The 25514-nt window shown below is 38.9% G+C and carries 24 protein-coding genes; 2 read left to right on the forward strand and 22 right to left on the reverse strand.

Annotated features, from left to right (window positions below):
- Positions 1–25 precede the first annotated feature (25 nt).
- From M3210_RS02295 to coaBC, 9 genes are all read right to left on the reverse strand, one after another.
- Positions 26–688, reverse strand: a complete 663-nt coding sequence (locus M3210_RS02295; RefSeq protein ID WP_251510857.1) for a thiamine diphosphokinase — start codon at positions 686–688, stop codon at positions 26–28.
- A gap of 2 nt (positions 689–690) precedes the next feature.
- Positions 691–1347: a ribulose-phosphate 3-epimerase gene (gene rpe / locus M3210_RS02300; RefSeq protein WP_251510858.1), complete on the reverse strand. Its 657-nt coding sequence runs from the start codon at positions 1345–1347 to the stop codon at positions 691–693.
- A 1-nt stretch (position 1348) separates the two neighbouring features.
- The gene (rsgA, locus tag M3210_RS02305) at positions 1349–2233 is read right to left on the reverse strand and encodes a ribosome small subunit-dependent GTPase A (protein WP_251510859.1); all 885 of its coding nucleotides are present in this window, start codon (positions 2231–2233) and stop codon (positions 1349–1351) included.
- On the reverse strand, positions 2234–4276 hold the full coding sequence (pknB, locus tag M3210_RS02310) for a Stk1 family PASTA domain-containing Ser/Thr kinase (RefSeq protein WP_251510860.1): 2043 nt from the start codon (positions 4274–4276) through the stop codon (positions 2234–2236).
- The gene (locus M3210_RS02315; protein ID WP_251510861.1) at positions 4273–5031 is read right to left on the reverse strand and encodes a Stp1/IreP family PP2C-type Ser/Thr phosphatase; all 759 of its coding nucleotides are present in this window, start codon (positions 5029–5031) and stop codon (positions 4273–4275) included. The genes pknB and M3210_RS02315 overlap by 4 nt, the downstream gene beginning before the upstream one ends.
- A 76-nt stretch (positions 5032–5107) precedes the next feature.
- Positions 5108–6457, reverse strand: a complete 1350-nt coding sequence (gene rsmB / locus M3210_RS02320) for a 16S rRNA (cytosine(967)-C(5))-methyltransferase RsmB (RefSeq protein WP_251510863.1) — start codon at positions 6455–6457, stop codon at positions 5108–5110.
- 1 nt (position 6458) lies between these two features.
- A complete protein-coding gene (fmt, locus tag M3210_RS02325) occupies positions 6459–7400 on the reverse strand; it encodes a methionyl-tRNA formyltransferase (RefSeq protein WP_251510864.1) in 942 nt (313 codons plus the stop codon).
- A gap of 38 nt (positions 7401–7438) precedes the next feature.
- Positions 7439–9847 (reverse strand): primosomal protein N', encoded by a 2409-nt coding sequence (gene priA, locus M3210_RS02330; RefSeq protein WP_251510865.1) that lies wholly within the window; start codon positions 9845–9847, stop codon positions 7439–7441.
- Positions 9844–11052 (reverse strand): bifunctional phosphopantothenoylcysteine decarboxylase/phosphopantothenate--cysteine ligase CoaBC, encoded by a 1209-nt coding sequence (coaBC, locus tag M3210_RS02335; RefSeq protein ID WP_251510870.1) that lies wholly within the window; start codon positions 11050–11052, stop codon positions 9844–9846. Before coaBC ends, priA begins: the two co-directional genes overlap by 4 nt.
- A gap of 129 nt (positions 11053–11181) precedes the next feature.
- Between coaBC and M3210_RS02340 the strand changes: the two genes are divergently transcribed.
- Positions 11182–11325, forward strand: coding sequence for a hypothetical protein (locus M3210_RS02340; protein ID WP_251510872.1), 144 nt, complete (start codon positions 11182–11184; stop codon positions 11323–11325).
- Between the two features lie 279 nt (positions 11326–11604).
- On the opposite strand, the gene rpoZ is transcribed toward M3210_RS02340, so the two are convergent.
- The 5 genes from rpoZ to M3210_RS02365 all read right to left on the reverse strand — a co-directional run bounded on the left by rpoZ (position 11605) and on the right by M3210_RS02365 (position 16502).
- Positions 11605–11808, reverse strand: a complete 204-nt coding sequence (gene rpoZ, locus M3210_RS02345) for a DNA-directed RNA polymerase subunit omega (protein ID WP_251510874.1) — start codon at positions 11806–11808, stop codon at positions 11605–11607.
- A gap of 1 nt (position 11809) precedes the next feature.
- A complete protein-coding gene (gmk, locus tag M3210_RS02350; protein ID WP_251510877.1) occupies positions 11810–12424 on the reverse strand; it encodes a guanylate kinase in 615 nt (204 codons plus the stop codon).
- A 53-nt stretch (positions 12425–12477) separates the two neighbouring features.
- Entirely contained in the window at positions 12478–12741 is a 264-nt protein-coding gene (remA, locus tag M3210_RS02355) for an extracellular matrix/biofilm regulator RemA (protein ID WP_251510879.1), read from the reverse strand.
- A 94-nt stretch (positions 12742–12835) separates the two neighbouring features.
- Entirely contained in the window at positions 12836–13717 is an 882-nt protein-coding gene (locus M3210_RS02360; protein WP_251510882.1) for a YicC/YloC family endoribonuclease, read from the reverse strand.
- A 130-nt stretch (positions 13718–13847) separates the two neighbouring features.
- Positions 13848–16502 carry a cation-translocating P-type ATPase gene (locus M3210_RS02365; RefSeq protein ID WP_251510884.1) on the reverse strand — a complete coding sequence of 885 codons (2655 nt, stop codon included), beginning with the start codon at positions 16500–16502 and terminating at the stop codon, positions 13848–13850.
- Positions 16503–16596: 94 nt separating this feature from the next.
- Here M3210_RS02365 and M3210_RS02370 point away from each other — a divergent pair, with 94 nt between their 5' ends.
- A complete protein-coding gene (locus tag M3210_RS02370) occupies positions 16597–18303 on the forward strand; it encodes an Rqc2 family fibronectin-binding protein (protein WP_251510886.1) in 1707 nt (568 codons plus the stop codon).
- A 381-nt stretch (positions 18304–18684) separates the two neighbouring features.
- On the opposite strand, the gene M3210_RS02375 is transcribed toward M3210_RS02370, so the two are convergent.
- From M3210_RS02375 to M3210_RS02410, 8 genes are all read right to left on the reverse strand, one after another.
- Positions 18685–19107 carry an organic hydroperoxide resistance protein gene (locus tag M3210_RS02375; RefSeq protein WP_251510888.1) on the reverse strand — a complete coding sequence of 141 codons (423 nt, stop codon included), beginning with the start codon at positions 19105–19107 and terminating at the stop codon, positions 18685–18687.
- Between the two features lie 59 nt (positions 19108–19166).
- Entirely contained in the window at positions 19167–20027 is an 861-nt protein-coding gene (locus tag M3210_RS02380; RefSeq protein WP_251510891.1) for a LysR family transcriptional regulator, read from the reverse strand.
- Between the two features lie 160 nt (positions 20028–20187).
- On the reverse strand, positions 20188–20802 hold the full coding sequence (gene pyrE, locus M3210_RS02385; RefSeq protein ID WP_285853517.1) for an orotate phosphoribosyltransferase: 615 nt from the start codon (positions 20800–20802) through the stop codon (positions 20188–20190).
- Positions 20792–21496 carry an orotidine-5'-phosphate decarboxylase gene (gene pyrF / locus M3210_RS02390; protein ID WP_251510893.1) on the reverse strand — a complete coding sequence of 235 codons (705 nt, stop codon included), beginning with the start codon at positions 21494–21496 and terminating at the stop codon, positions 20792–20794. The genes pyrE and pyrF overlap by 11 nt, the downstream gene beginning before the upstream one ends.
- Positions 21496–22407 (reverse strand): dihydroorotate dehydrogenase, encoded by a 912-nt coding sequence (locus tag M3210_RS02395; protein ID WP_251511123.1) that lies wholly within the window; start codon positions 22405–22407, stop codon positions 21496–21498. Before M3210_RS02395 ends, pyrF begins: the two co-directional genes overlap by 1 nt.
- Positions 22407–23159, reverse strand: a complete 753-nt coding sequence (locus M3210_RS02400; protein WP_251510895.1) for a dihydroorotate dehydrogenase electron transfer subunit — start codon at positions 23157–23159, stop codon at positions 22407–22409. The genes M3210_RS02395 and M3210_RS02400 overlap by 1 nt, the downstream gene beginning before the upstream one ends.
- A gap of 28 nt (positions 23160–23187) precedes the next feature.
- Complete coding sequence (gene pyrC / locus M3210_RS02405) at positions 23188–24477, reverse strand: dihydroorotase (RefSeq protein WP_251510897.1); 1290 nt, start codon at positions 24475–24477, stop codon at positions 23188–23190.
- Entirely contained in the window at positions 24440–25357 is a 918-nt protein-coding gene (locus M3210_RS02410; protein ID WP_251510900.1) for an aspartate carbamoyltransferase catalytic subunit, read from the reverse strand. Before M3210_RS02410 ends, pyrC begins: the two co-directional genes overlap by 38 nt.
- Between the last annotated feature and the right edge of the window lie 157 nt (positions 25358–25514).

Below are 25514 nucleotides of genomic sequence, written 5' to 3' on the forward strand. Positions count from 1 at the left end.
TCCCCCTCCTTCGTAAAACAAGGCTTTACATTTTAAAGGAATCTCGACTCTTTATTAATAATAATATGCCTCGTCTGTACGAAAAATTCCCACTTTCTGAAGATAGTTCATTTGATATGCAAAGTGTGGATCCCCAAGATATATCAGCATTATTCAACGGATAATAAAATCCTTCCAAATGGATACCTTCCACTTTTTCAGTAAACGGAATAAAAGAAATATACGGGAATTCGGGATTTCTAGTAATCAGATAGGAACCTGGTTTCGTCATTATGATTTCATTTTGTTCATCAATTATCTTACCTGTAATCCCTTGCTCTAACAATCGGTATAGCAATTGGATATTGATTAATTCATGATCTTTCCGTCCTGCCGTTACTCCGAACAAGCAAATGGTCTCAGGCTTCAACTTACACGCGAGGTTTATTGCCAATTCAAGATCCGTTTCATCTTTCTCGCTGGGCATCCGAATCATTTCTTTTGTATTCTCCCTGATTTTCGCTATTTCATCAGCTGTGACCGAATCGAAATCCCCAACGGCATAATCGATGTTGAGCTTGTGTTTCAATAAATATAAAGCACCTCTGTCTGCACCGATCCATAAGTCGATATTTTTATCGTAAGGGAGGAGATCGGGAATTGCCCCTTCTGGACCGCTCCCGACAATTCCAATTGTTATCTTTTCCATGCTTAATCCCTTATTGCATGTAGCAGATCCTGGATAGCTTGCTTCCTATCTGACTTATCAAAGATAGCACTGCCGGCTACAAGGACGTCCGCTCCTGCATCGGTGCATAACTTAATAGTTTCCACATTAACTCCGCCATCTACCTCAATCTCATATGAAAGGCTCATTTCCTCTCTCCATGTGCGGAGTTGCCTAATTTTCTCTACAGCTCCCTCAATAAACTTTTGACCACCAAATCCTGGGTTCACAGTCATAACAAGGACAAGATCTACGTTTGGAAGAATAGGCTTCAAAAGTTCGGCAGGTGTAGCAGGATTAATCACGACCCCCGCTTTTACATCGTTATCTTTAATCAGTTGTATGGTTCGATCAAGGTGTACACAAGCCTCTTGATGAACAGTAAGGATATCAGCCCCGGTTTTTGCAAATTCCGGAATAAACTCATCAGGATTCTCAACCATTAGATGTACATCAAGAGGAAGGCTGGTCACAGGTCTGATTGCTTCGACAATTAAAGGACCAATTGTTATATTGGGAACAAAATGACCATCCATCACGTCTACATGAATATAATCGGCACCATGAGCTTCTACTTCCTTGATTTCCTCTCCTAATTTTGCAAAGTCAGCTGATAATATAGATGGTGCAATTTTTACCATATTAATACCTCGGCTTTCTTAACATTATTTCTTCTAAAAACCTTTGATAATTATCATAGCGAAAGGACGCTATCTCTTTGTCAGAAACAGCAGCTTTCACAGCACATTTCGGTTCTTTCACATGCATGCAACCCCTAAATTTGCAACCCTGCATTCGATTGCGGAATTCTGGAAAACAGTAAGACAATTCATCCGCTTCTAATGTTTCAAGATCCAGCGAACTAAACCCGGGAGTATCAGCGACAAGCCCGCCATGAATCTCAATCAATTCAACATGACGTGTTGTATGTTTCCCCCTGCCTAGGCTTTCCGATATTTCGCCAGTTTTTAAATCGAGGTTGCTATCCAGCATATTAAGTATGGAAGATTTTCCGACTCCTGATTGACCTGCAATGACAGTAATGTGGTCTTTAAAATAATTCTTTAATTCTTCAAAAGAGGGTTTATCTTTTTTCGATAATAATTCCACGCTATATCCAATCTTTTCATAAGCCTCTTGGTAAGATTCGATTTCCTTCCTTTCTTCCAGTGATACCAAGTCCATTTTTGTAATAAAAATCACAGGCTTGATATCCATAGATTCAATCAGTACAAGAAAACGATCTAATAAAGAATGATTAAAATCTGGCGCTTTTGCAGAAGTCACAATAATTGCCTGGGTTATATTGGATATAGGTGGACGTATTAGTTCATTTGAACGGTTTTTAATTTCCATGATATATCCTTCATTAGGATCGTCATATTCAAAGACAACAAGATCCCCAACTAGAGGGGTTATCTTCTGATTACGGAATACCCCTCTACCACGGCATTGGACTATCAGACCTTCATCAGTTTTAACATAATAAAAACCACTCAACGCCTTAATAATTCTGCCTTCTGCCATTTAGTCACCTTCTTCGTAAGATATTACATCATTTGCTACGGTCTCATCGTCTCTTTTAATTATATACTCCGCATCTCCGTTGGGAGGTATAAGCAATGTGAAAGTAACCGGAGTATCTTCTGTAATAGGTATTTCCTCATAGACATCAGCAATATCATTGTTGACATCCCTAATATATATCCGCACGATTTGCTCAACAGGTTCGGAACTTTCTTCTTCATTTCCATCATCAGCTTCCTCTTCCCCTTCATCACCTGTGTAGAGGACTGTATGAGTTATTCGATGGGAAGCCGGGCGGACTTCCTCAGGACCGATGGAAATGTATACATCTACAGCATCCCCTTCTTGTAATTCAGTGCCTGAATCTGGAGATTGCCGGATTACCTTTCCTTCTTCCACCGTATCAGAATGTTCCTCATGTTTCCTGAATACGAGATTATTTTCATCCAAATAGTCGCGCGCTTGTGATTCTGTCATACCGGTTAAATTATTCAAGCTTATCTTTTCAGGTCCCATACTAACTTCAAATATGACCTTACTCTCGCTCGGAATAACCTCTGTTTCCGGTGAAGGTTGAAGTTGGTTTAAAATTTCACCGTTCGGCTGATCTGAATACTTCTCAATCGTTATAATACTATCCGACTCAAAACCAAGCCCTTCTAGAATCTTCACAACTTGATTTATATCCTGTCCAACGTAGTCGTCTACGACAATCCGTTCCTTACCCTCACTAACTACTAATGTGACTGTTGATTCTTCTTTTACAGTTCTTCCCGCAGATGGACTCATGGAAACAACATACCCTTCTTCCACATCTTCAGAATAGGTCAATTCCTCTTCAACGACCAGATTCAAACTTTCGAGTGCTTCTTTTGCCTCTTCATATTCCATGCCCACAACATCCATCAACTCAACGTCCTTTGGTTGCAGTAATCCGGGGATGAAGAACAATGCTGTAATACCTGCTGCAAGAAGTATAAACAAAATACTGAATATAACTAAGAATTTTTTCTTCTTACCTTTTTTCTTTTTTTCTTTTGTTTTTTTCTTTTTGGCCTTTTTATTTGGTGGGTAGGCCTTTGTCTTATTTACAGTACCTGTGTTACTTATTATCGTATCTTCATTTTCTGATCCAGAAAATTGATCATCCGTAATGATAGGGATTGCCTTGGTCTCCTCACCAACTTCTATCGGAGGCTCATATGGTTCTTCGTTTAGCCGTTCAGGATCTAATGCACTGTTAATTGTATCTTCCAAATCATAAATCGAATCATAACGATGGAATGGGTCTTTCGCAGTCGCCTTTAGAACAATATTTTCTACACTCTGTGGGATGCTTGGATTATGTTTCCTTATCGAAGGGGTCTCATTTTGCAAATGTTTTAAAGCTATGGAAACGGGAGACTGGCCAGAAAAAGGTAGTCTTCCTGTTAATAATTCATAAAATAAGATGCCAATTGAGTATATATCCGATTTTTTAGTAGCCATCCCACCTCTTGCTTGTTCTGGTGATAAATAATGGACGGAACCCAAAATCGAATTCGTTTGAGTAAGTGCAGTTGCACTCAACGCAATAGCAATTCCAAAGTCTGTGACCTTCACTTCTCCAAAGTTATTCATTAGTATATTTTGTGGCTTAATATCACGATGAACAATGTCATTATCATGAGCATGAGCAATAGCAGAAGTGACCTGCTTCATAATATCGATCGCATCATTAACATTAATTGGACCGTACTGTTGTATGTATTCCTTCAACGTTAAGCCGTCTACATATTCCATAACCATATATAGGATGTCTTCTTCTTCCCCGACATCATATATACTTACAATGTTTGGATGACTTAAACTGGTTGCAGCTTGAGCTTCACGATCAAAGCGAGTCGTAAATTCATGGTCATTGATATATTCACTTTTAAGAGCCTTTATTGCTACATCTCTTTCCAAAATTGTATCTCTTGCAAGATAAACTTCAGCCATTCCGCCGCTACCTATTTTTCTTATTATCTTGTAGCGTTCATTCAAAAGATGGCCTTTTCTCATTCATTCTCACCTGCTCTCGCTGTCCAGTCATAATGTACAATTGCCAATGAAATATTGTCTTCTCCACCACGGCCATTGGCAAGATCTACTAATTGCTCCCCTATTTCGCTAATCGCTTCATCCTTACCCAAAAATTCTGCCAGTTCATCAGCATGGACTTTATCCGTTAGTCCGTCAGAGCAAAGCAGTATCTTGTCACCATATTCCCAACCAATTGTCTGAATATCGGTTTTCACTGCTTTATCCGTGCCTAATGCCCGGGATACGACATTTTTCCTTGGATGATATGCAGCATCATCGGGTGAGATTTGACCAGCGCGAAGGAGCTCGTTAACTAACGAGTGATCCTCAGTAAGCTGCTTTAATCCCCCTTCGTTCGAAAGGTAACAACGGCTATCTCCAATATGTGCAACCGTTATAAATTCTTCCATACAAGCAGCTAGAACAAGTGTGGTGCCCATTCCTTCCAAATCTGCTTTCTCCTTAGATTCCTTATAAACGATTTGGTTTGCTTCTGAAACCGTCTCCGAGATCCATTGTTCAATGTTAGCTGCAGTTTGAAAAACTTCTGTTTTTTCCCATTTATCCTGAACAATTTGCGTTGCTAACTGGCTAGCGATTTCTCCACCAGCATGGCCACCCATCCCATCAGCAACAACGGCCAACACTTGTTTACTTTTATTGCGAAAAATTCCACCAGAATCTTCGTTATTACTCCTTACTTTTCCTACATCAGTCATAAAACAAGCCTTCATATTGCCCCCCCTAATCCAAACATTTCCATTCCATTCTTCTTTGATTATTGCATAATAAGAAATAATAAAGAATAGTTTATTTAACTTTTTTCAAACGAGTCAGGAAAAAACCATCTGTCTTGAAACTTTGCGGAAATAGTTGTACCCCAAATTCAGTTATTCCTATAGAAGATTGGAGGACTTCTGGCAACTCGTTGAAAAAGCTTGTATCTACGATAAATTCTGGATTTTTTTCTAGAAACTGATGAATTACCTCTTCATTTTCTGTTTTCTCAATCGTACATGTACTATAGACCAATAATCCATCGTCTTTTAGAAGTTGTGCTGCATGATTCAAGATGTCCGATTGAACCGATTGTAACCGCTCAATGTCTTCGGCAGTTTTTTCGTATTTAATTTCTGGCTTACTTGTAATAACTCCAAGGCCTGAACAAGGAGCATCAACAAGAATTCTATCAAAGCTGGTATTCTTATATTTATCTTGTAGCTTACGCGCATCATAAGCTGTTGCTTCGATAATGGATAGTTGAAGGTTTCTTTGCTTTTCTTCTATAAGATTTACCTTCTTTTTATGCAAATCATGTGCATAAACAATGCCATCATTTTTCATTTTCTCAGCAATATGCGTTGCTTTGCCTCCTGGTGCGCTACAAGCATCAAGAACCGTCATTCCTGGTTCAGGTTTCAACACTTCAGCAACTAACATGGAACTTTGATCCTGAATGGTTAGCATGCCTTGTTTAAATAGATTATTAGTTAAAATATTTCCTTTTTCAATAATAATTCCCTGTTCAGAGAAGATGGAAGGTTTGACTTGGAAGCCTTCATTCTCCAAATATTGTATCGCTTCCCCCCTTGCTATTCGCAGGGGTTGAATTCGTACGGATATAGGTTTTTCTTCAAGATTTGCCAGACAGATTTCTTGTGTGGTCTGAAAACCGTATTGCTCTATCCAACGCTTTACCAGCCAAAGGGGATGACTTGTTTCTATCGATAATCTTTCAACCGGATCACTAATCTCAGAAATGTCTCGTACTCCCTTTCTTTGGACATTTCGTAATACTCCGTTAATAAACCCTTGAGTTCCTCTATGCCCCTTTTGCTTAGCGATTTCTACCGCTTCATGGATAATTGCATGATCCGGGATTTTATCCAAGAAAATCATTTGATAAACAGACATCCGCAGTAACACTTTCACCCAAAGGTCGAGTTTTTTTGTTGGATCAACATAGCTTGAGAGATAATAATCCAACGTCAGCTTCCTCTCAAGTGTTCCATATACAATTTGTGTAAGGAGAGCCTCATCTTTTGTTGTAAGGTTACTTTTTTGTATTTCCCGATTTATTAAAAGATGACTGAAGCTGCGATCTTTTTCAATCCGGAGTAATAGTTCTAAAATTAACATTCTCAACTGTGCTGTTTTCATATTATTCTCCTAGTATAACACCGACTTTAATTCTATCACTGGATCCTTGTAAATAATCTTTCACCGACATCCGCTTTTTACCTGCTGGTTGAATCTCTGTAATTCGAATACCTCGCTTATTTCCGCACAAAACAACAAAGTCATCCTGTTCATTTTTCTTTACGATTTCTCCAGGTTTCCCATCATATTCGCTGTTATCCAATTCACCCCACCAGATTTTTAACGTCTTTCCAAGATAGGTGGTATAAGCAACGGGCCATGGATGTAAACCACGGATTTGGTTATAAATATCAGTGTTGTCTTTACTCCAATCAATCCATTCATCCTCACGCTTTATATTTGCAGCGAATGTAGCCTTTTCCTCATCTTGTTTTATCGGGGTGAGCTCTTCATTAAATAACTTAGGCAATGTTTCTATTAACAAGCTTGCCCCAGCGACTGATAGTTTATCATGTAAAGTCCCAACATGATCTTCCGCTTCAATAGGTACATTAACCTTCGTTAAGATATCACCAGCATCTAGTTTCTCTACCATATACATAATGGTTATACCTGTATCTTTTTTTCCTTGAATAATCGCATGATGTATCGGTGCACCACCTCGTAATTCCGGCAGGAGCGACGCATGCACATTAATACAACCGAACGGAGGCGCTTCTAGCAAATTAGTGGGTAGTAATTGACCATACGCAGCGGTTACAATTAAATCTGGTTTTACTTGTAAAATTTCTTCAAAGTTATCTCTTAAGCGCTCTGGTTGGAATACTGGCAATCCTAGTTCTACTGCCTTCTGCTTCACTGGAGATGGAGTAATGATACGTTTTCTTCCCTTTGGCCTGTCAGGCTGGGTAACGACTAAAACAACTTCATAATCTGACTTGGCCAGTGATTCAAGAACTGGCACCGAAAAATCTGGCGTTCCCATAAATACGATTTTTTTCATTAAATCTTACCTACTTTCTTTACTTACCATCTAAGTTGTTACATCATTTGATAAGGTTGCATATCAACTATAATTTGTAAATCATTTTTTTGAATTTGGTCTTTGAAATAATTCATGACTGCTTGAATATTTTTACGCAAGTTAGGTTCGTGTTTGTATTTTATCATGCATTGATAGCGATATCTATCTTTGATGCGAGGTATTGGCGAAGGGGTTGGGCCTAGTATTATCGATCCTGGTTGGACGATCTGCTGCAGTTGTTTGACCATCTGCTGTGCACTCTGTACAACCACTACTTGATTAGGATGGGTAATCGTAATCAATGCTAAATAATAATAAGGCGGGTATTGAAAAGCCCTCCGCATAGCCATTTCTTTTTTATAAAATTCTTCAAAATTATACTTACTCGCAAGTTCTATGCTATAGTGCTCGGGGGTATAGGTCTGAACAATAACCTCCCCTGTCAACTCATGTCTTCCTGCACGACCACTAACCTGTGTTAAAAGTTGAAAAGTTTTTTCTGAAGAGCGGAAGTCAGGTATATGTAACATAGAGTCTGCGGTAAGTACGCCAACTAATGTTACATTTTCAAAATCCAATCCCTTAGCAATCATCTGAGTCCCTAAGAGGATATCTCCCTTTTTCTCCGCAAAATCTCGAAGCAGCTTTTCATGAGCACCTTTTTTCCTCGTTGTATCCACATCCATACGGATAACTCTTGCCTCGGGAATAATTTGGGCTAATGCCTCCTCCACCCGCTGAGTACCGGTACCAAAATATCTTATGGAATCACTGGAGCACTCCGTACAACTATGTGGTACAAGCTCCTCGTATGAACAATAATGGCATTTTAATGTCTGATTGTTTTTATGATAAGTCAAGGCGATGTCACAGTGTGGACATTCTTTTACATGTCCACAATCACGACACATGATAAAAGTGGAGTATCCTCTTCTATTCAAAAGCAAAACTATTTGTTCGCCCTTTTCCAAGCAGTTCCTGGTTTTATCCATCAATAACCTGGAGAACATGGTCCGATTCCCTGCATGTAGCTCCTCCCTCATATCAACCGTTATGACTTCAGGCATCGGCTTGTTATTCGTTCTATTTTTAAGTGTTGCCAGTTTATAGACTCCTTTTGACGCTCGAGCGAACGATTCCAGGGTAGGAGTTGCACTACCGAGAATGACAGGGATACTATTATTTTTCCCTCTCTCAATAGCCACATCTCTTGCATGATAGCGTGGTTGTTCTTCCTGTTTATAACTATTTTCATGCTCCTCATCAATAATGATGATTCCTAGATTTTCAAACGGTGAAAATATTGCTGAACGTGCCCCGACAACTACTTGTACTTCTCTACGCTGAATTTTTCGCCATTCATCAAACTTTTCTCCAGCTGATAAAGCACTATGCATAACAGCTACACTTTTTCCAAACCTGCTCTTAAAACGGTTGACCATTTGTGGAGTCAACGAAATTTCTGGAACAAGCACAATTGCTTCTTGTCCTTTATTAATAACCTCTTGTATCGCTTGAAGGTACACTTCTGTTTTTCCACTTCCTGTTACACCGTGCAACAGGAATACCTCATGCTTTTCATTCTCAATACTTTCTAATATCGGCTCAATTGCTGACTGTTGTTCTGCATTTAGAGTTAGAGGCGCTGTCCTTTCAATTGCATCGTCGTCATAAGGGTTTCGATAGACTTCTTTCCGGTATGTCTCTATTAAGCCTTTTTCAACTAGAGATTTAATCGTACTACTCGTTGTTTGCAATTTGCTTAAGAGTAGTTTTTGTGAAATTTCTTCTGGTTGTTCAATAAAATATTCAATTATTGCCCGTTGTTTTTTTGCTGACTTCGGCAAGTCTTGTAAAGCTTCTTCTAATAAGTGGATCTCCTTTAACGGAGCAACCATGGTAATATATTTTTTGGTAATTCTCGATTGCACTACATAATCAATGGACACGTCACCCGCATCTACCGCCTTTTTTAGTTGGTTATATGTAAGAGGTGAGTTTTCAAATTCCTCAAAAGGAATAACATCCCGTCCTTGAAATAAATCTTCCAGTTCTAAAGGAAGATTTTCTTCGGTTGAACGGACAATCTCTTTTTTGTATTTTGATTTTAATACTTGTGGTAACATAACCTGTAACGCATTGATTGATAGAGAGAGTGTTTCATTTGCCAGCCATCTTCCCAAGTTAAGTAATTCTTCTGTAAGAACGGGGACTAAATCCAATACTTCCAGAATCGGCTTTAACTTATTAAACGACGATTGATCTGTAATTTGAACAACAAATCCCATGATCTTTCTTGGACCAAAAGGAACAATTACACGCATGCCTGGTGTAAGTATATCCATAAAACGTTCTGGGATTTCATAATCAAATGTTTGGTCAATGGCCGCTGAAGGCACATCAACGATTACTTTTGCTACATTCACTTGTTCTCATCCTTCATATCACGGATAATAAACTCCCATAGCTTTTTAGCAATATCTTTCTTTGAAGCCAACGGTAAATTCTCCTGTTGAAGAGATTTGTTCAAATAGGTAACAATATTTGTATCTCCGGCAAAACCTGCTCCGTCAACAGCCACATTATTTATTACAATAGCATCTAGTTTTTTCTTTTCCAGTTTGCCTTTACCATATTCCAAAGGCGTTTGTGTCTCTGCTGCAAATCCTACTAAAAATTGATTGCTCTTTTCTTCCCCGAGAGACTTTAGGATGTCTTTCGTACGTTCCATTTCAACGAGGAGATCACTTCCAGTTTTCTTCATCTTCTCTGTAAAGGTTTGTTTCGGACGGTAATCAGCGACTGCTGCCGCTTTAATTACAATATCACTGTGAGGAAATTCTTCATGAATCGCAGTATACATGTCCTCAGCGGATACGACATCTACTCGTTTGATACGAGCATATTCCAATTGAACATCTGTCGGGCCCGCTACAACCGTCACCTCCGCGCCTAGTTCAGCAGCAGCATCTGCTAGTGCAAAACCCATTTTTCCTGACGAACGGTTGGAAAAGAATCGGACCGGATCCAACACTTCACGGGTCGGACCGGCAGAGATCAAAACTTTCTTTCCTTTTAATGGTTCGTCCTTTTGTTGATGATTTTCAACTACTTCAATAATTGTCTCAGGTTCCTCCAATCTCCCTTTTCCAACATAGCCACAAGCTAAATAACCTGCACCTGGTTCAATAAAATGATAACCAAATTCATCCAATCGGTTCATATTATCAACTACCGCAGGATGTGCATACATATGTACATTCATAGCAGGAGCGATGTAGACATCCGCCCGAGTTGCTAATAGTGTAGTAGAGAGCATATCATCAGCAATTCCGTTTGCCAATTTGCCTATAATATTTGCCGTAGCTGGAGCAATAATTGCAATATCCGCCCAATCAGCAAGGTCGATATGGGCAATCTTCTCAGGATCTTTTTCATCAAAAGTATCTATGTAAACTGGATTTCTGGATAGCGCCTGAAATGTAAGTGGGGAAACAAATTTACTAGCATTTTCAGTCATGACTACTTTCACATTCGCACCTTTTTGTGTAAGTTTACTAGTCAAAGCACATGCCTTATAAACAGCAATCCCACCAGACACACCCAGCAGAATATTCTTTCCACTAACCATACAACAAACCCCTTTCCTAATGAATCAAGTTTAACATATTTTACATCAAAAGCGGAAGCGTGCGCTTAGGGACGTACAAACTGGAGTACTACTGAATGAGATAAAGGAAACACGGTGAGGGACGAACCGATGTTGACTTATCGATTGAAGGAGTACGAAGTTTGCCAGTCCCTGCACGCTGGAGCTAGACGATACCAAAAGCGGAAGCAAGCGGTTAGGGACTTTCAAACTGGACTGCGGCGCAAGGAGATAAAGGAAACACAGCGACCATAGGGAGCTGATGTTGACTTTTCGACTGGAGGTGCAGGAAGTTTGGACGGTCCCTGCTTGCTGGAGTTAAACGAACCAAAAGCGGAAGCAAGCGGTTAGGGACTTCCAAACTGCCCCGCACAGGATGTGGTCTTTTTAGTCAAACTTCCCTTTTAATCAAAAGGAGATAAAAGAGACAGGACAACGCTAGGAGAAGATCTCGACTTATCGACTATAGGCCGTTGAAATTTGAATAGCCTCTTGCAAATAAAAAGACCTCGCTGTCTAAAAGCGAGGTCTACTTTATGCTTGTGCATTTGCAATGAATAATTTACCAGCCGCGATTTCCTCTAGGGCCACTCCGACAAGTTTATGGGACTTCGGGTCATCCACTAATGGTTTCTGCTCATCCGCAAGCGTTCTAGCTCGTCGTGCTGACAATGTAACAAGTTCATATTTTGAATTGATTTTTTCTTGTAGTTGGTCGATGGATGGTTCCAACATCATATTATTCTACCTCCAATATCCTTTTATATTGCTTTTCTACCCGTTCTCTCTTCAAATGCTCACTTTGAATAATTGATTTAACACGTTGGACAGCTTTATCCACATCGTCATTTACGACCACATAATCATATGCGTGCATCATTTCAATCTCTTTTCGAGCTTCTTTTAATCGATTGATAACCAATTCTTCTGTTTCTGTCCCTCGGCCGACAATTCGATTCTTCAGCTCTTCTAAGCTAGGAGGAAATAGAAAAATGAAAACTCCTTGAGGAAAATTATTTTTCACCTGTAATGCTCCCTGAACTTCAATCTCCAAGAACACATCTTTTCCTTTTGCCAACGTTTCCTCTACGAACGCTCTCGGTGTCCCATAATAATTATTGACATATTTTGCATATTCTAAAAGCTCGTTATTAGCAATCATTTGCTCAAATTCTTCATTTGAGCGGTAAAAATAGTCAACGCCCTCTCTTTCACCTGGACGCATTGCTCTTGTCGTCATGGAAATGGAATACTGCAACTCGGTCTGTTCTTCAAAAAGTCTTTGACGAACAGTGCCTTTCCCAACTCCAGATGGACCAGAAAGGACAAATAAAATACCTGACTCGTCTTTCAATTGAATATCCTCCTAAAATCACAATTAGCCTTCCAAAAGGCGAAGCAACAGACTTATGATTCTTCTGTCACTTCTTCATGGTTCATGACCCTTTGACCTACTGTTTCTGGTTGAACAGCAGAAAGAATCACATGATCACTATCTGTTATAATTACTGCTCTAGTTCTTCTCCCGTATGTAGCATCAACTAATTTATTGTTATCCCTCGCAACCGTAATAATCCGTTTAATCGGAGCTGACTCCGGTGATACAATCGAAATGATTCGGTTAGCTGAAACAACATTGCCAAATCCTATGTTTATAAGCGTAAGATTCAACTTCGCTCCCCCTAACTTCAGCCAGACAGACTTCATAACTATACTATACTTTAGAATAACAAAAATTTATAAAGATATCCAATCGAATTCTGGATTACTCAATATTTTGTACTTGCTCTTTGATTTTTTCTATTTCTGTTTTTAATAATACATCTATCTCATTAATTTCTGCGGCTGTTGATTTGGAGCCAATTGTATTCGCTTCACGGTGCATTTCTTGGCAAATGAAATCAAGTTTACGTCCTACGCTCCCAGCTTTATCTATTACCTTCCTCATCTGGCTGATATGACTACTCAAACGAGTCAATTCCTCTGTGATATCACCTTTTTCTGCGAGCACTGCAACTTCTTGAATAATTCTACCATCTTCAATTTGTGCGTATTGTGCAAGGTGCTCATTTATCCGATTTCTTATTCGTTCACGGTAACTTTGTACGACTTTTGATCTCATCGCTTGTAAAGACTCAGTTAGTTCCTCCATTTTGTTTAATCGTAGTAACAAATCATTTTTAAGGTAAGTACCTTCCGTCTGCCTCATCTCCTGAAGTTCCTCACAAGAATTTTCTACTGCTTGAAATAATAGATCCTTTAGAGCCTCATCCTGCTTTTCTTCTTCATCTACATTAAAAATTTCTTCTAACTTAAGTAAATCATCAACAGCAACTTCACCTTTTACTTGATGCCGTTTTTTTATTTCTTCAATTTGTTCTATGTATTGTCCTAATAACTCCCAATCGACATGTAATTTTTTAGTTATATTTCCTTGGCCGGTAATGGAAATATATATTTCAAATTTGCCTCGTGAAAAATAATTTTTAATAATCCTTCTAATTTTATCTTCCAGATGCAATAAGCTCCTAGGCATCTTTAAAGAAATATCAAGAAAGCGATTGTTGACGGAACGCATCTCCACTACAATCCGATAGCTGTCTCTTTCCACAATTTGTCTTCCATATCCAGTCATACTTGAAAGCATACGATCACAACCTTCTGTCGTCTTCTTAAAATATGTATATTGGTACTTAATTGTATCATAAATATTTGATTTATATAGACAAAAAAAGCCCAGCCTATTGTTACAATAAACATTTAGCTGGGCAAGACTTTTATTTCTTTGTTATGGCAAATAAAACAGTTGGTATGAGGCTTAATCCTAAAACTAGAATCCAATCAAATAAACCTAGAGCAGTAGTATGGAAAATAGGTTGTAACGGTGGCCAATAAACAACAATCAATAAAAGGAGAATAGACGAAATTACTGCAAATAGTAAATACTTATTTTCGAATGGATTTCTAGAGAAAATGGATTTTTCACTTCTACAATCAAATACATGGATTAACTGCGCCATGACTAATGTAGAAAAAGTCATTGTTTGTGCATAAATAAGATTGTCTGGATTGTTTTGGAAAGCTATCATGAACGCGATTAATGATACAACTCCAATCATAATTCCACGACTGACTATTTTATAACCGAGACCACGGGCGAAAATTCCTTCCATAGGATTCCTCGGTTTTCGCTTCATAACATCTTCTTCGGATGTATCCATGCCCAAGGCCATCGCTGGCAGACCATCCGTTACAAGATTCACCCAAAGAATTTGCACAGGAACTAGAGGCAAAGGCAATTTAAGCATAACTGCAAATAACATCACTAGAATTTCTCCTACATTGGAGGCGAGCAAGTAACGGATAAATTTCCGGATATTTTCATATATATTTCTTCCCTCGTCAATGGCAGCTTTAATCGTAGCAAAATTATCATCCATTAATATAAGCGAAGAGGCTTCCTTCGTGACATCCGTCCCGCTGATTCCCATACTAATTCCAATATCCGCTGCCTTGATAGATGGTGCATCATTTACTCCATCGCCTGTCATTGCTACAACATGACCTCTACTTTGAAAAGCTTTAACAATCCGAAGTTTATGCTCCGGGGTCACCCGTGCAAACACATAGATATCTTCTATTTTCTTTTCCAATTCTTGTTGATTCATCTGATTCAGTTCACTGCCTGAAACAACTTGTCCTGATTCCGGCAACAGTTCCAATTCCTTAGCGATTGCGGTTGCTGTATTGATATGGTCACCAGTAATCATCACTGTTTTTATCCCAGCTTGCCTACAAGCGAGGATGGCTGGTTTAACTTCTTTACGTGGGGGATCGATCATTCCATACAAACCGATGAAGGTAATATCCATTTCCAATCTATCTTCATCATTAATTGGCTCTTTCCCTAATGGTTTAATGCCAATTCCAATAATACGCAGTGCTTGGCTAGCCATATTTTCAAGTGCTTGATTAAACCGTTCCCGATCAGAAGCAGTTAATTGTTTTCTGCCGTCTTTGGCAAGATAAAAACTTGATCTAGGAAGTAAAACATCCGGCGCTCCTTTTACAATCAGGAACCGCCTGCCATTTTCATCTTCCACAATTACACTCATCCGTTTTCTTTCAGAATCAAATGGGAATTCTTTTAGCAACTGATATTCATTTTTTATATCTTCAGCCATTCCAAACTTCCTTGCAGCAACAATAAGTGCACCATCTACAGGATCACCATCGATAACATATTGACCATTGATAGATTTCAAAGTAGCTTGATTACAAAGCACACCATAACGTAACATAGCATCTAAATTAGGGTAGTTTGCTCCAACCTTTCTATCACCAAGTAAAATGTCACCATTAATTTGATAGCCTTCTCCGCTCAAGGTAAGGAAATTATCATTAAGAAAAATCTTCTTAACTGTCATCTGATTTTCTGTCATCGTTCCGGTTTTATCTGAACAAATGACAGAAGCGGATCCTAACGTTTCTACAGAAGAAAGTTTGCGGACAATCGCCTTTCTTTTTATCATCCGCTGAACGCCAAGTGATAAAGCAACGGTAACAATTGCTGGTAATCCTTCCGGAATAGCAGCCACTGCCAATGACACACCGGCCAAGAACATATCGTAGAGTGGTCTACCTTGTAATACCCCCAGCACGACAACCAATGCAGTGAGTGCTAAAGCCACGACAATCAATATTTTGCCTAATTCAGCCAATTTCCGTTCCAGCGGAGTAATGATTTTTTTAGTCGTCATCATTAAAGATGCGATTTTTCCCATTTCTGTGTTCATGCCAGTTTTAACGACAATTCCAATCCCGTTTCCTTTAGTGACCAGTGTACCCATAAACCCCATATTGAGTTGGTCCTGCGGGTCAAGGTCATTCTGATGTATGGCCCGTCCAGTTTTTGCTACAGGTAAAGATTCACCAGTTAGCGCGGACTCTTCTAACTCTAAGCTGCTTGCTTCAACAATTCTAATGTCTGCAGGGACGCGGTCTCCGCTTTTTATTTTAATCACGTCTCCGATGACAAGATCACGAGAATTAACTTTCTCCCATCTACCATCCCGTTTTACATTACTGATGGGTGCAGAGAGCTGTTTTATTTTTTCTAGAGAATTCTCTGCTTTTTGCTCTTGGAAGTATCCAATACAACCATTCACTAAAACGATGATCATAATCGCAATTGCATCAATGTACTCCCCCAATAAGCCAGCTATTAAGGTAGCACCTAATAATACAAGAACCATAAAATCTTGAAATTGTTTCAGGAACAAAAGCCAACGAGGTTGTTTTTTTTGCGCATCCAGTTCATTTTCACCGAACTTATTTTTGCGGGCTTGTACCTCTTTTTCCGATAACCCTTCAACTATACTAACTTGTAGCTCGTCTTCTACTTTATCAACATCTAATTGATACCAATTCATCCGCATTCCTCCAACATTGCATGATCCGATACTACACCCATATATATGCCGTCGATTTGTAAATAATGCTATAATGCTTAAGAGAGGTGATCATATGCCATTTGACGGAATCGTAACACGAGCAGTAACGCAAGAATTACAGGAGTTGCTGCAATCTGGAAGAATTTCAAAAATCTATCAACCGACAACTACAGAGCTGGTTTTTACAGTTCGAAGTCAAGGGAAAAACCATTCCTTATTGTTTTCTATTCACCCATCATATGCTCGTATCCATTTAACGGAGGATACTTATGTTAATCCAAAAGAACCCCCTATGTTTTGTATGGTGTTACGCAAACATTTAGGTGGAGCAAGCATCCGATCCATCGAACAGGATAAGTTGGAACGAATTATAATTTTCACATTCCTTACGAGAAATGAAATTGGTGATGAAAGTGAAAAACAATTAATAGTAGAATTGATGGGAAAGCATAGTAATATTATTCTCATTAATAAAGATACAGAGAAAATCATCGACAGCATGAAACATATCTCCATGTCGCAAAACCGCCATCGCACTATTTTACCTGGGGCAGATTACATTAAACCGCCTGAACAGGATAAATTGAATCCGTTGTTTACAGACGGTGAAGAAGTGATCAAGAGAATTGATTTCAACGCTGGAAAAATTGATCTACAACTTGTTCAAATCCTTAACGGTTATTCACCCTTTATAACTAAGGAAATTGTCCATCGTGCTAATTTAGGTGATATTTCCACTTACAGAGAAAAGTTCGAAGAAGTAAATCATCAGGTGATAGAAAATATCTACCAGCCTACAATATACACTAATGGAAGAGAAGATTTCCATGTAATCGAAATGATTTCTCGAACCTCACAAAAACAGCTATTTGAATCCGTAAGTGAAATGCTGGATACATTTTATTCTGGTAAAGCAGAACGCGACAGAGTGAAACAACAAGCCAAAGACCTATCCCGATTCATTAAAAATGAATTAAATAAAAACGAAAGAAAATTAAAGAAACATTACCAAACATTAAAAAGAGCAGAAAAAGCAGAAGAATATCAAAAACGTGGGGAGTTATTAACAGCTCATCTCCACTTGGTTCAACCAGGAGACAAAAAAGTCTTGGTAGTGGATTACTATGATCCAGAACAGAGAGAAATGGAGATTGAATTGAATCCACAACTTTCTCCTAGTGAGAACGCACAACGTTTTTATAAAACTTATCAAAAGCTAAAGAACTCGAGAAAAATCGTTGAAAAAGAAATTGAAAAGACAAGAGAAGAAATTGATTATCTTGACCAACTATTGCAACAAATAGAAGTAGCAAGCGTAGAAGACATTGAGGAAATACGAGAGGAACTGCGTGAAGAAGGCTACTTAAAAAAACAACGTGGAAAAAACCAAAAGAACAAAGTTCAAAAACCTAATCCTGAAACATATATCGCTTCAGACGGAACAATTATATTAGTTGGAAAGAATAACAAGCAAAATGAATACTTAACGATGAAACTTGCAAGGAAAAACGAAATTTGGCTCCACACAAAAGATATTCCAGGATCGCATGTTGTTATCCGCGATTCAAAACCGAGTGAACAAACGTTAATGGAAGCAGCGACACTTGCTGCGTATTTCAGTAAATCACAGAATTCCTCTTCCGTTCCTGTGGACTATACAGCAATTCGCCATGTGAAAAAGCCAAATGGTGCCAAACCAGGCTATGTCATTTATGACAATCAAAAAACCATCTATGTCACTCCATCAGCTGACTTTGTTAAAGAACGTAGGAAAAAATAATTCTATCCTTTATATAATTGATACAAGCTGCTAATATATTGAGTTTAGTATAGAAACACTCCTTACTGTGGTCCGCAGTCCAAATACCTTTCGCTTTCCGCGGGCGGCTGGGGAGCCTTCGACGCACAGCGGTCTGCCTCGGGCACAAGTTCCCTTTGGGTTTTCCACTAGGCCTGTCCTCCCGCAGGAGTCTCAAAGTATTTGGACTGCGATTCTAGGAAGAAAAGTATCCTGATTACAATTATTCAACACGTGTATTTAAAATAAAACTAAAAAAGGATCATTCCAAGGGGAGAGTGGAATGATCCTTTTTGCGTCCGGCTCCAGCGCCCAGGGACTGCCAACTTCACGAACCTAAACGGGCGCTTACGCCTTTGTTCTCTATTCAACAGCTTGTGGAAGCAGGGTAACATCAATATTGTTTCTTGTTGCTTTAGAATACGGACACGCCTCATGTGCAGCTTGAGTTAATTCTTCTGCCTCTTCAGGGCTGACTCCGTTCATTTCTATTTTTAGAGTAACGGCTATTTTATAGCCTCCATCTGCTTCATCATTTAAAAAACTGACTTCTGCAGTTGTCTCAGATTCAATTTGTTTATTTTTCTTGGATGCTACTAGATTTAATGCACCATCGAAACATGCTGCATAACCAGCAGCAAAAAGTTGTTCTGGATTTGTACCGGTTTTTTCCTTATCTTTCAGAGGGTTTACAAGCTCAAATTTAAGAGTACCGTCTGAAGATTCCACATATCCGTCTCGGCCATTTTTTGCAGTTGCACTTGAAGTAAAGAGTACATCACTCACTAACTACCACTCCTTTTCTCTTCTAGTAGTCTTGTACCCCTTTTGAGGAAAAGAAAACATTAAAGAAACTTTGTGGATGTAAGCGCATCGATAAAATGATTTACTTGTGGCAATTGTTTTGATTCCTCTTGGTAACAAACCCAAGTATCTCTTGTAACACTCTCACCATCTAACATAAGAGGCAAATGTGGATACTCATTCATCATGGAGTCAGAAACACTCTTAGGCAAAACTGCCATACCAATCCCTTGCTTCATAAACTGTTTACAGGTTTCAATTTGGTCAACTGTCATGGTCTTTATTGTTTTAATCGAATCCTGATGATAATAAAGCCAATTTTCCACTAACTCATGCATACTGTCATCGCTTTTAAAAGATATCAATGGTCTCTTTTTCACTTCATCATCAGGAAAAGGTTCTGTATCAAAAATATATAATGGGTCAGCAAACAATCGGACACAGGCACTTTCCTTCAATTTCTCTCCGCGGATAATACATACATCATACTTCTTATGATCTTGGCGTATATCTTCACTTATCCCTGTCACGAGGTTAATTGCAACTTTAGGAAACTTGGTAGTATATTCACCTAAAATCTTTGGTAAGAATCGTTGGCTAATGAGTGAGGAACAAGCAATCGATAATGTTCCTTGTACTTCTTCGCTTGACTGAGCAAGCCGATTCAAAAGTTCCTCCTCCCGCTTAATTACTTCCCTCGCATGAGAAAGAATAATTTCTCCAGCCGGAGTGAGTTTCAACCTCTTCGCCGTTCTTAAAAATATTTGTTCACCAAAGTATTCTTCTATGTATTTTAACCTTTGAGTAACCGCCGGTTGGGAAATTAGAACAACTTTAGCTGTACCTCTAATCGTGCCTATCTCATCTAATTTAATTAAGAGCTCATAATCACTTATTTTCATAGCTAACTCCCTTACTTCATCAGATACTTTTATTATATAGCAATAATCTTTAATAATCAGCCACTGGAAAGTAGTAAAAATTTACATTTCAATGAATTTCAAAAAAATAAGACCGAATGGATACCATAAATCCATTCGGTCACTACCATAATAAAAGTGATTATAATGTATTTCTCCACTCTATCATCCCATTTTTTTCATCAATCGTAAGTTGACTTGTCTCCACTAACGCATCAAGTAATCTATCGAAATTAGTAATCGTATCATATATATATCCTGCAAGCTCAAAATTTTTCTTTGCTTTTGGTAATCCATATGAGAAGATCGCCATTATACTAATCACTTCTGCACCTTCAGCTGAAAGAGCCTTTGCTGCTTCTATGCTCGATCCACCAGTAGAGATAAGATCCTCGATGACAAGTACCCGTTGACCAGGTAACACTTTACCTTCTATTTGGTTTCCTTTACCATGACCTTTTGGTTTGGATCGGACGTAAACCATAGGAAGATCCAATGCCCCGCTCAACCAGGCCGCGTGAGGAATTCCAGCAGTTGCACAACCTGCAATTACTTCTGGCTGCCATTTTTTCTCATTTATGATTTCGATAAATCCATTGATTATCTTTTTTCGAATTTGAGGGTATGACATAATGAGGCGGTTATCGCAATATATAGGTGACTTGACCCCTGAGGTCCAAGTAAAATAATTGTCAGCATTAATCTGTACTGCCTGAATTTCAAGTAAATCATGTACTAATTCTTTTTCAATTACCATGTACAGCAATCTCCTTTATCGCATTTTCATAGGCGGCTTTTGGTTCATGAGCTTGTGTGATACTTCGTCCAATTACTAAATAATCTGCACCAAGAGATACTGCTTCACTCGGAGTAGCCACTCTCTTTTGATCATTAGCATCAGATTCCTTCAAACGAATTCCTGGTGTTACCGTCAGAAAATCATCTCCACAGTGATGCTTAATATGTCTCACTTCATGAACAGAACATACAACTCCATCTGCTCCACTTTGTTTGGATAGACTTGCTAGATGACTGACTTGCTCTTCCAAAGGTTGCTGTATATTTAAATCATGATATAACGTTCTCTCGTTCATCGAAGTTAGTATCGTAACGGCTAATAGTTTTGTACGATTTCCTCCACCAGACAACAACCCCTCTTTTGCTCTTTCTATCATTCCTCTTCCACCGAAGGCATGAACATTGACCATGTCAACATTCAATTTAGCTAGATTCTGCATAGCCCGTTCAACAGTAGTTGGAATATCATGAAGCTTTAAATCCAAGAATATAGGATGCTCCCTCATTTTCAGCTTCTCAATCAAGTCTGGACCTTCACGATAAAATAATTCCATACCGATTTTTACCGGTACACCATGTAATTCGTTGTTTCTGAGAAATGCATCGGTAGTTTCCCAGTCGGGAAAATCAAGTGCTAAGTAAATCTGGTTCATTACACAAACACCGCCTTTCCTATTGCATCATGGACTGATGAAAATCCATATTTCTCCAAGGTTTTAGGTAACTCATTAATAATTTCAGGCATGACTAAAGGATTCTGAAAGTTTGCTGTTCCAACTGCCACTGCATTTGCACCCGCTAGTAAAAATTCCAGCACATCCTCTGCCGTTTCAATGCCACCCATACCGATAATCGGCAAATTAACTTGTTCCCTTACTTCATAAATCATTCGAATTGCTATAGGTTTAATAGCAGCCCCTGAAAGTCCACCGGTTTTATTCGCAATTAGAGGTCGTCTACTTGGAAGATGAATTTGCATCCCAGTCAATGTATTAATCATCGTTAAACCATCCGCTCCAGCCTCTTCTACAGCCTTTGCCATTGCCACAATGTTGGACACGTTCGGGGAAAGCTTCACATATACAGGTTTATCACTAGCACGTTTTACGATAGTTGTTACTTCTTTTGCCATGTCCGGATCCGTACCAAATTGAATGCCGCCCTCTTTCACATTAGGACATGAAATATTTAATTCAAACGCTTTAACCTCAGGTGCATCGTTGAACTTTTTAGCAACCTCTTTATATTCTTCAATTGTACTTCCAGCTATATTTGCAATGATTTCTGTATCATATTGAGCAAGAAAAGGTACTTCTTCTGCAATAATTTTATCTACACCTGGATTTTGCAAGCCGATGGCGTTCAACATCCCACTACTTGTTTCTGCTACTCGAGGGGTGGGGTTTCCTAACCTCTCCGTACCAGTCGCGGCTTTCATCATTACAGCGCCGAGTAAACTAAGATCATAAAACCTGCTATATTCTTTCCCGAAACCAAAACAACCGGATGCGGGCATAACAGGGTTTTTCAAATTCAATCCTGGCAATTTCACTTGTAAATCCATCATAAGATGACCTCCTTGGCTGGAAAGACAGGACCATCGTGACAAATCTTCAGATATCCTTGTTCATTCTTTGTTGACACTACACAGGCAGCACAAGCACCGACACCACAACCCATTCTCTCTTCTAAAGAAATATAGCCCTTCTTGTCTTGGAGCTTGCTTGTGAGTGCACGCAACATTCCGGTTGGCCCGCAAGAATAATAGAGATCAAAATTAAAAGAGTCTGTTATTATATCTGTAACATAACCTTTCTCACCATAAGATCCATCATCCGTTACAACAATTGTTTCTCCAAGTTGATTGAATTCTTCCTCATAGAAGACTTGGGCTGCTGTTTGATATCCTAGAATAGATGTGACTTCAATTCCCTTACTTTTAAGTTTCTTCCCTAGATAATATAGAGGAGGAACACCTATTCCGCCCCCAATTAATAACACTTTTTCCATTTTGTCTGTATCGAACGGAAATCCATTTCCATTTGGGCCTATACAATCGACAATCATACCAGGTTCATATGCAGCAAACGATGCTGTTCCTCTGCCAAAAATTTTAAATAAAATCGTCAATTGTTTCTGCTCTCTGTCTACATCCGCGATTGAAATTGGTCTTCTCAACGTAAAGTTCGGTAGGGCAATGTAGATAAATTGCCCGGGCTCCGCAATTTGTGTTATATAATTATCTTCTAACTTCATCTCAATCGTATCTTCTGCAATTTGTCGTGCATAAACCAGCTTCATTTCTACTTTTCGCATTGTAAAGACCCCATTTTCACTTATACTATTAATTTATAATTTCTTGTACTAACTCTTTCTGAAAGACTACCTTTCCATGAACAATCGTTAACACTGGTTCTCCAAAAACTTTCCAATCATGGAAAGGTGTGTTTTTGCCTTTCGATAAGAAATCATGTTTATCAATAATCGTTTCATTTTCTAAATCAACAAGTACAATATCAGCTGGTAGATTTTCTTCTAATCTACCATATGGTAAATTGAATACATTTGCCGGAATTACCGTTAAATAATCCACAAGCTGATTCAAACTTAGGGTTCCTGTTTTCACTAAGTGAGTGTATAGAAGTGGAAATGCTGTTTCCAACCCTACAATTCCAAATGGTGCATGTAAGAATCCTTGAGCCTTTTCTTCTTCAGCATGTGGTGCATGATCCGTGGCAATAAAATCAATCGTGCCATCCAATAACCCCTCAAGTAATGCCTTTTGATCTTCCTTTGCACGTAAAGGTGGATTCATTTTGTAATTAGGGTCATCTGAAATGATATCTTCTTCGTTCAATAATAAGTGATGTGGTGTAACCTCTGCAGTCACTCGAATCCCTGCTCGTTTAGCATCCCGAATGACACGTACCGATTCTTTCGTACTTACATGACAAACATGATAGTGACAACCTGCAGCTTCAGCGAGTAAAACATCTCTTGCAATCTGTACAGATTCACTTATACCGGGTAATCCTGGTAAGTCGAGACGTTCACTTACCTCACCATCATGGACGACTCCCCCGTATACTATCGAGTTATCCTCACAATGAGCAACAACTGCTTTATTTAATTTTGCTGCACGTTTCATCGCTTGTAACATCATATCTGCAGTTTGGATTCCAACACCATCATCTGTAAAGGCAAAAGCATGTTTCATACTTTCCATGTCAGTTAGCTCTTTACCTTCAAGGCCTTTTGTGATGGAAGCGTATGGAAGAACCCGTACAACTGCATCTTTTTCTATCTTTTCAAAGAGTGTATCAAGTATTTCTTGATGATCCGGAACAGGGTTTGTATTAGGCATTGCAGCGACAGTTGTGAATCCACCTCTTGCGGCAGCTTTCGTTCCGGTCTCAATTGTTTCTTTATGCTCTCCACCTGGTTCTCTAAGATGGATATGCAAATCAATAAATCCAGGTAACGCTAACTTTCCACGGCCATCGATTTCTTCACACACAGTTTCATCTATTTTTTGTGCAATTTTTACGATTTGACCTTCTTCTATTAATATTTCATGTGGTAACTGTTCACCCGCTTTAGATAGCAGTTTGATATTTTTTAATAACGTTCTCATTGATGATCCCCCATTCTTTTAGTAGCGTAGTGATAATCGCCATTCTTACATAAACCCCATTTTCCATCTGAGCAAAGATTCGCGATTTTTTGCATTCAACGAGGTCTGTATCAATCTCTACACCACGATTTATCGGCGCTGGATGCATAATGATCGCATCATCTTTCATCCTGCTTTCTCTTTCCTTCGTTAAGCCGTACCGTTCTAGATAGTCATACGTATTCACGGAGTATTCATGTCGTTCATGTTGAATTCTCAACAACATGACTACATCACATTCTTCTACTGCTTCATCAATTGGCATATAAGGGAATTCCAGTGTATTTCTTTCAAATCCTTGTGCCGCACTAAGATAAACTTCTGCGCCCAGTTTTCTTAATGCAATTGCATTGGATCTTGCTACCCGGCTATGTTTGATATCGCCACATATCGCAATTTTTATTCCTTCAAATTTGCCAAACTCTTGGTAGATCGTCAATAAATCAAGCATTGTTTGTGTAGGATGTTCTTTCGCCCCAGCCCCTGCATTAATGATTGGAATGGAGAACTTTCCTTCAAGTGCTTCATACCAAGTGTCAGATTCATGTCGAATGACTAAGAAATTCGCACCTATCGCTTCAAAAGTCTTTGCAGTGTCGTATAATGATTCACCTTTTAATACGGCTGAATTCTTAGCGTTAAAATCAAGACTTTCTATACCAAGTTTCTTCTCTGCGACGACAAAGCTCATTTTTGTTCTCGTGCTTGGTTCAAAAAAGAGATTCGCACCAAAAACTTGCTCGTTGACCTGATATTTATTTTTCCGAAATTCCTCAGCTGTCTGCAGTAGGTTGTAAATCTCCCCCGTGGTTAATTGGTCTACAGAAATAAAGTGTCTCATGTCATTCTCCCTCCACTTTCCTTGAATTGGCTGTTGGCTAGGTGTAGCACCTGGATAGCGATTTATGATTTAACTTTCCAAAAAAAATCTTCCTGCAAAAGATTGCAGGAAGATAGACATGCCCCATGACGGACATGACACTTGCAACCTTTTAAAT

The organism is Oceanobacillus luteolus, from assembly GCF_023715655.1.
In the GTDB taxonomy this organism is placed as follows: domain Bacteria; phylum Bacillota; class Bacilli; order Bacillales; family Amphibacillaceae; genus Oceanobacillus; species Oceanobacillus luteolus.

Coding starts and splice junctions, on each gene's coding strand:
- M3210_RS02370 (WP_251510886.1), top strand. CDS start 16,597: ATGCCATTTGACGGAATCGTAACACGAGCAGTAACGCAAGAATTACAG.
- rpe (WP_251510858.1), bottom strand. CDS start 1,347: ATGGTAAAAATTGCACCATCTATATTATCAGCTGACTTTGCAAAATTA.
- rsgA (WP_251510859.1), bottom strand. CDS start 2,233: ATGGCAGAAGGCAGAATTATTAAGGCGTTGAGTGGTTTTTATTATGTT.
- M3210_RS02400 (WP_251510895.1), bottom strand. CDS start 23,159: ATGCGAAAAGTAGAAATGAAGCTGGTTTATGCACGACAAATTGCAGAA.
- M3210_RS02365 (WP_251510884.1), bottom strand. CDS start 16,502: ATGAATTGGTATCAATTAGATGTTGATAAAGTAGAAGACGAGCTACAA.
- coaBC (WP_251510870.1), bottom strand. CDS start 11,052: ATGGTTAGTGGAAAGAATATTCTGCTGGGTGTGTCTGGTGGGATTGCT.
- M3210_RS02340 (WP_251510872.1), top strand. CDS start 11,182: ATGTTGACTTATCGATTGAAGGAGTACGAAGTTTGCCAGTCCCTGCAC.
- M3210_RS02315 (WP_251510861.1), bottom strand. CDS start 5,031: ATGAAGGCTTGTTTTATGACTGATGTAGGAAAAGTAAGGAGTAATAAC.
- pyrC (WP_251510897.1), bottom strand. CDS start 24,477: ATGAGAACGTTATTAAAAAATATCAAACTGCTATCTAAAGCGGGTGAA.
- M3210_RS02295 (WP_251510857.1), bottom strand. CDS start 688: ATGGAAAAGATAACAATTGGAATTGTCGGGAGCGGTCCAGAAGGGGCA.
- pyrE (WP_285853517.1), bottom strand. CDS start 20,802: ATGGTAATTGAAAAAGAATTAGTACATGATTTACTTGAAATTCAGGCA.
- M3210_RS02410 (WP_251510900.1), bottom strand. CDS start 25,357: ATGAGACACTTTATTTCTGTAGACCAATTAACCACGGGGGAGATTTAC.
- pknB (WP_251510860.1), bottom strand. CDS start 4,276: ATGAGAAAAGGCCATCTTTTGAATGAACGCTACAAGATAATAAGAAAA.
- M3210_RS02395 (WP_251511123.1), bottom strand. CDS start 22,407: ATGGATTTACAAGTGAAATTGCCAGGATTGAATTTGAAAAACCCTGTT.
- fmt (WP_251510864.1), bottom strand. CDS start 7,400: ATGAAAAAAATCGTATTTATGGGAACGCCAGATTTTTCGGTGCCAGTT.
- rpoZ (WP_251510874.1), bottom strand. CDS start 11,808: ATGATGTTGGAACCATCCATCGACCAACTACAAGAAAAAATCAATTCA.
- M3210_RS02380 (WP_251510891.1), bottom strand. CDS start 20,027: ATGAAAATAAGTGATTATGAGCTCTTAATTAAATTAGATGAGATAGGC.
- M3210_RS02360 (WP_251510882.1), bottom strand. CDS start 13,717: ATGCTTTCAAGTATGACTGGATATGGAAGACAAATTGTGGAAAGAGAC.
- rsmB (WP_251510863.1), bottom strand. CDS start 6,457: ATGAAAACAGCACAGTTGAGAATGTTAATTTTAGAACTATTACTCCGG.
- pyrF (WP_251510893.1), bottom strand. CDS start 21,496: ATGAACCAGATTTACTTAGCACTTGATTTTCCCGACTGGGAAACTACC.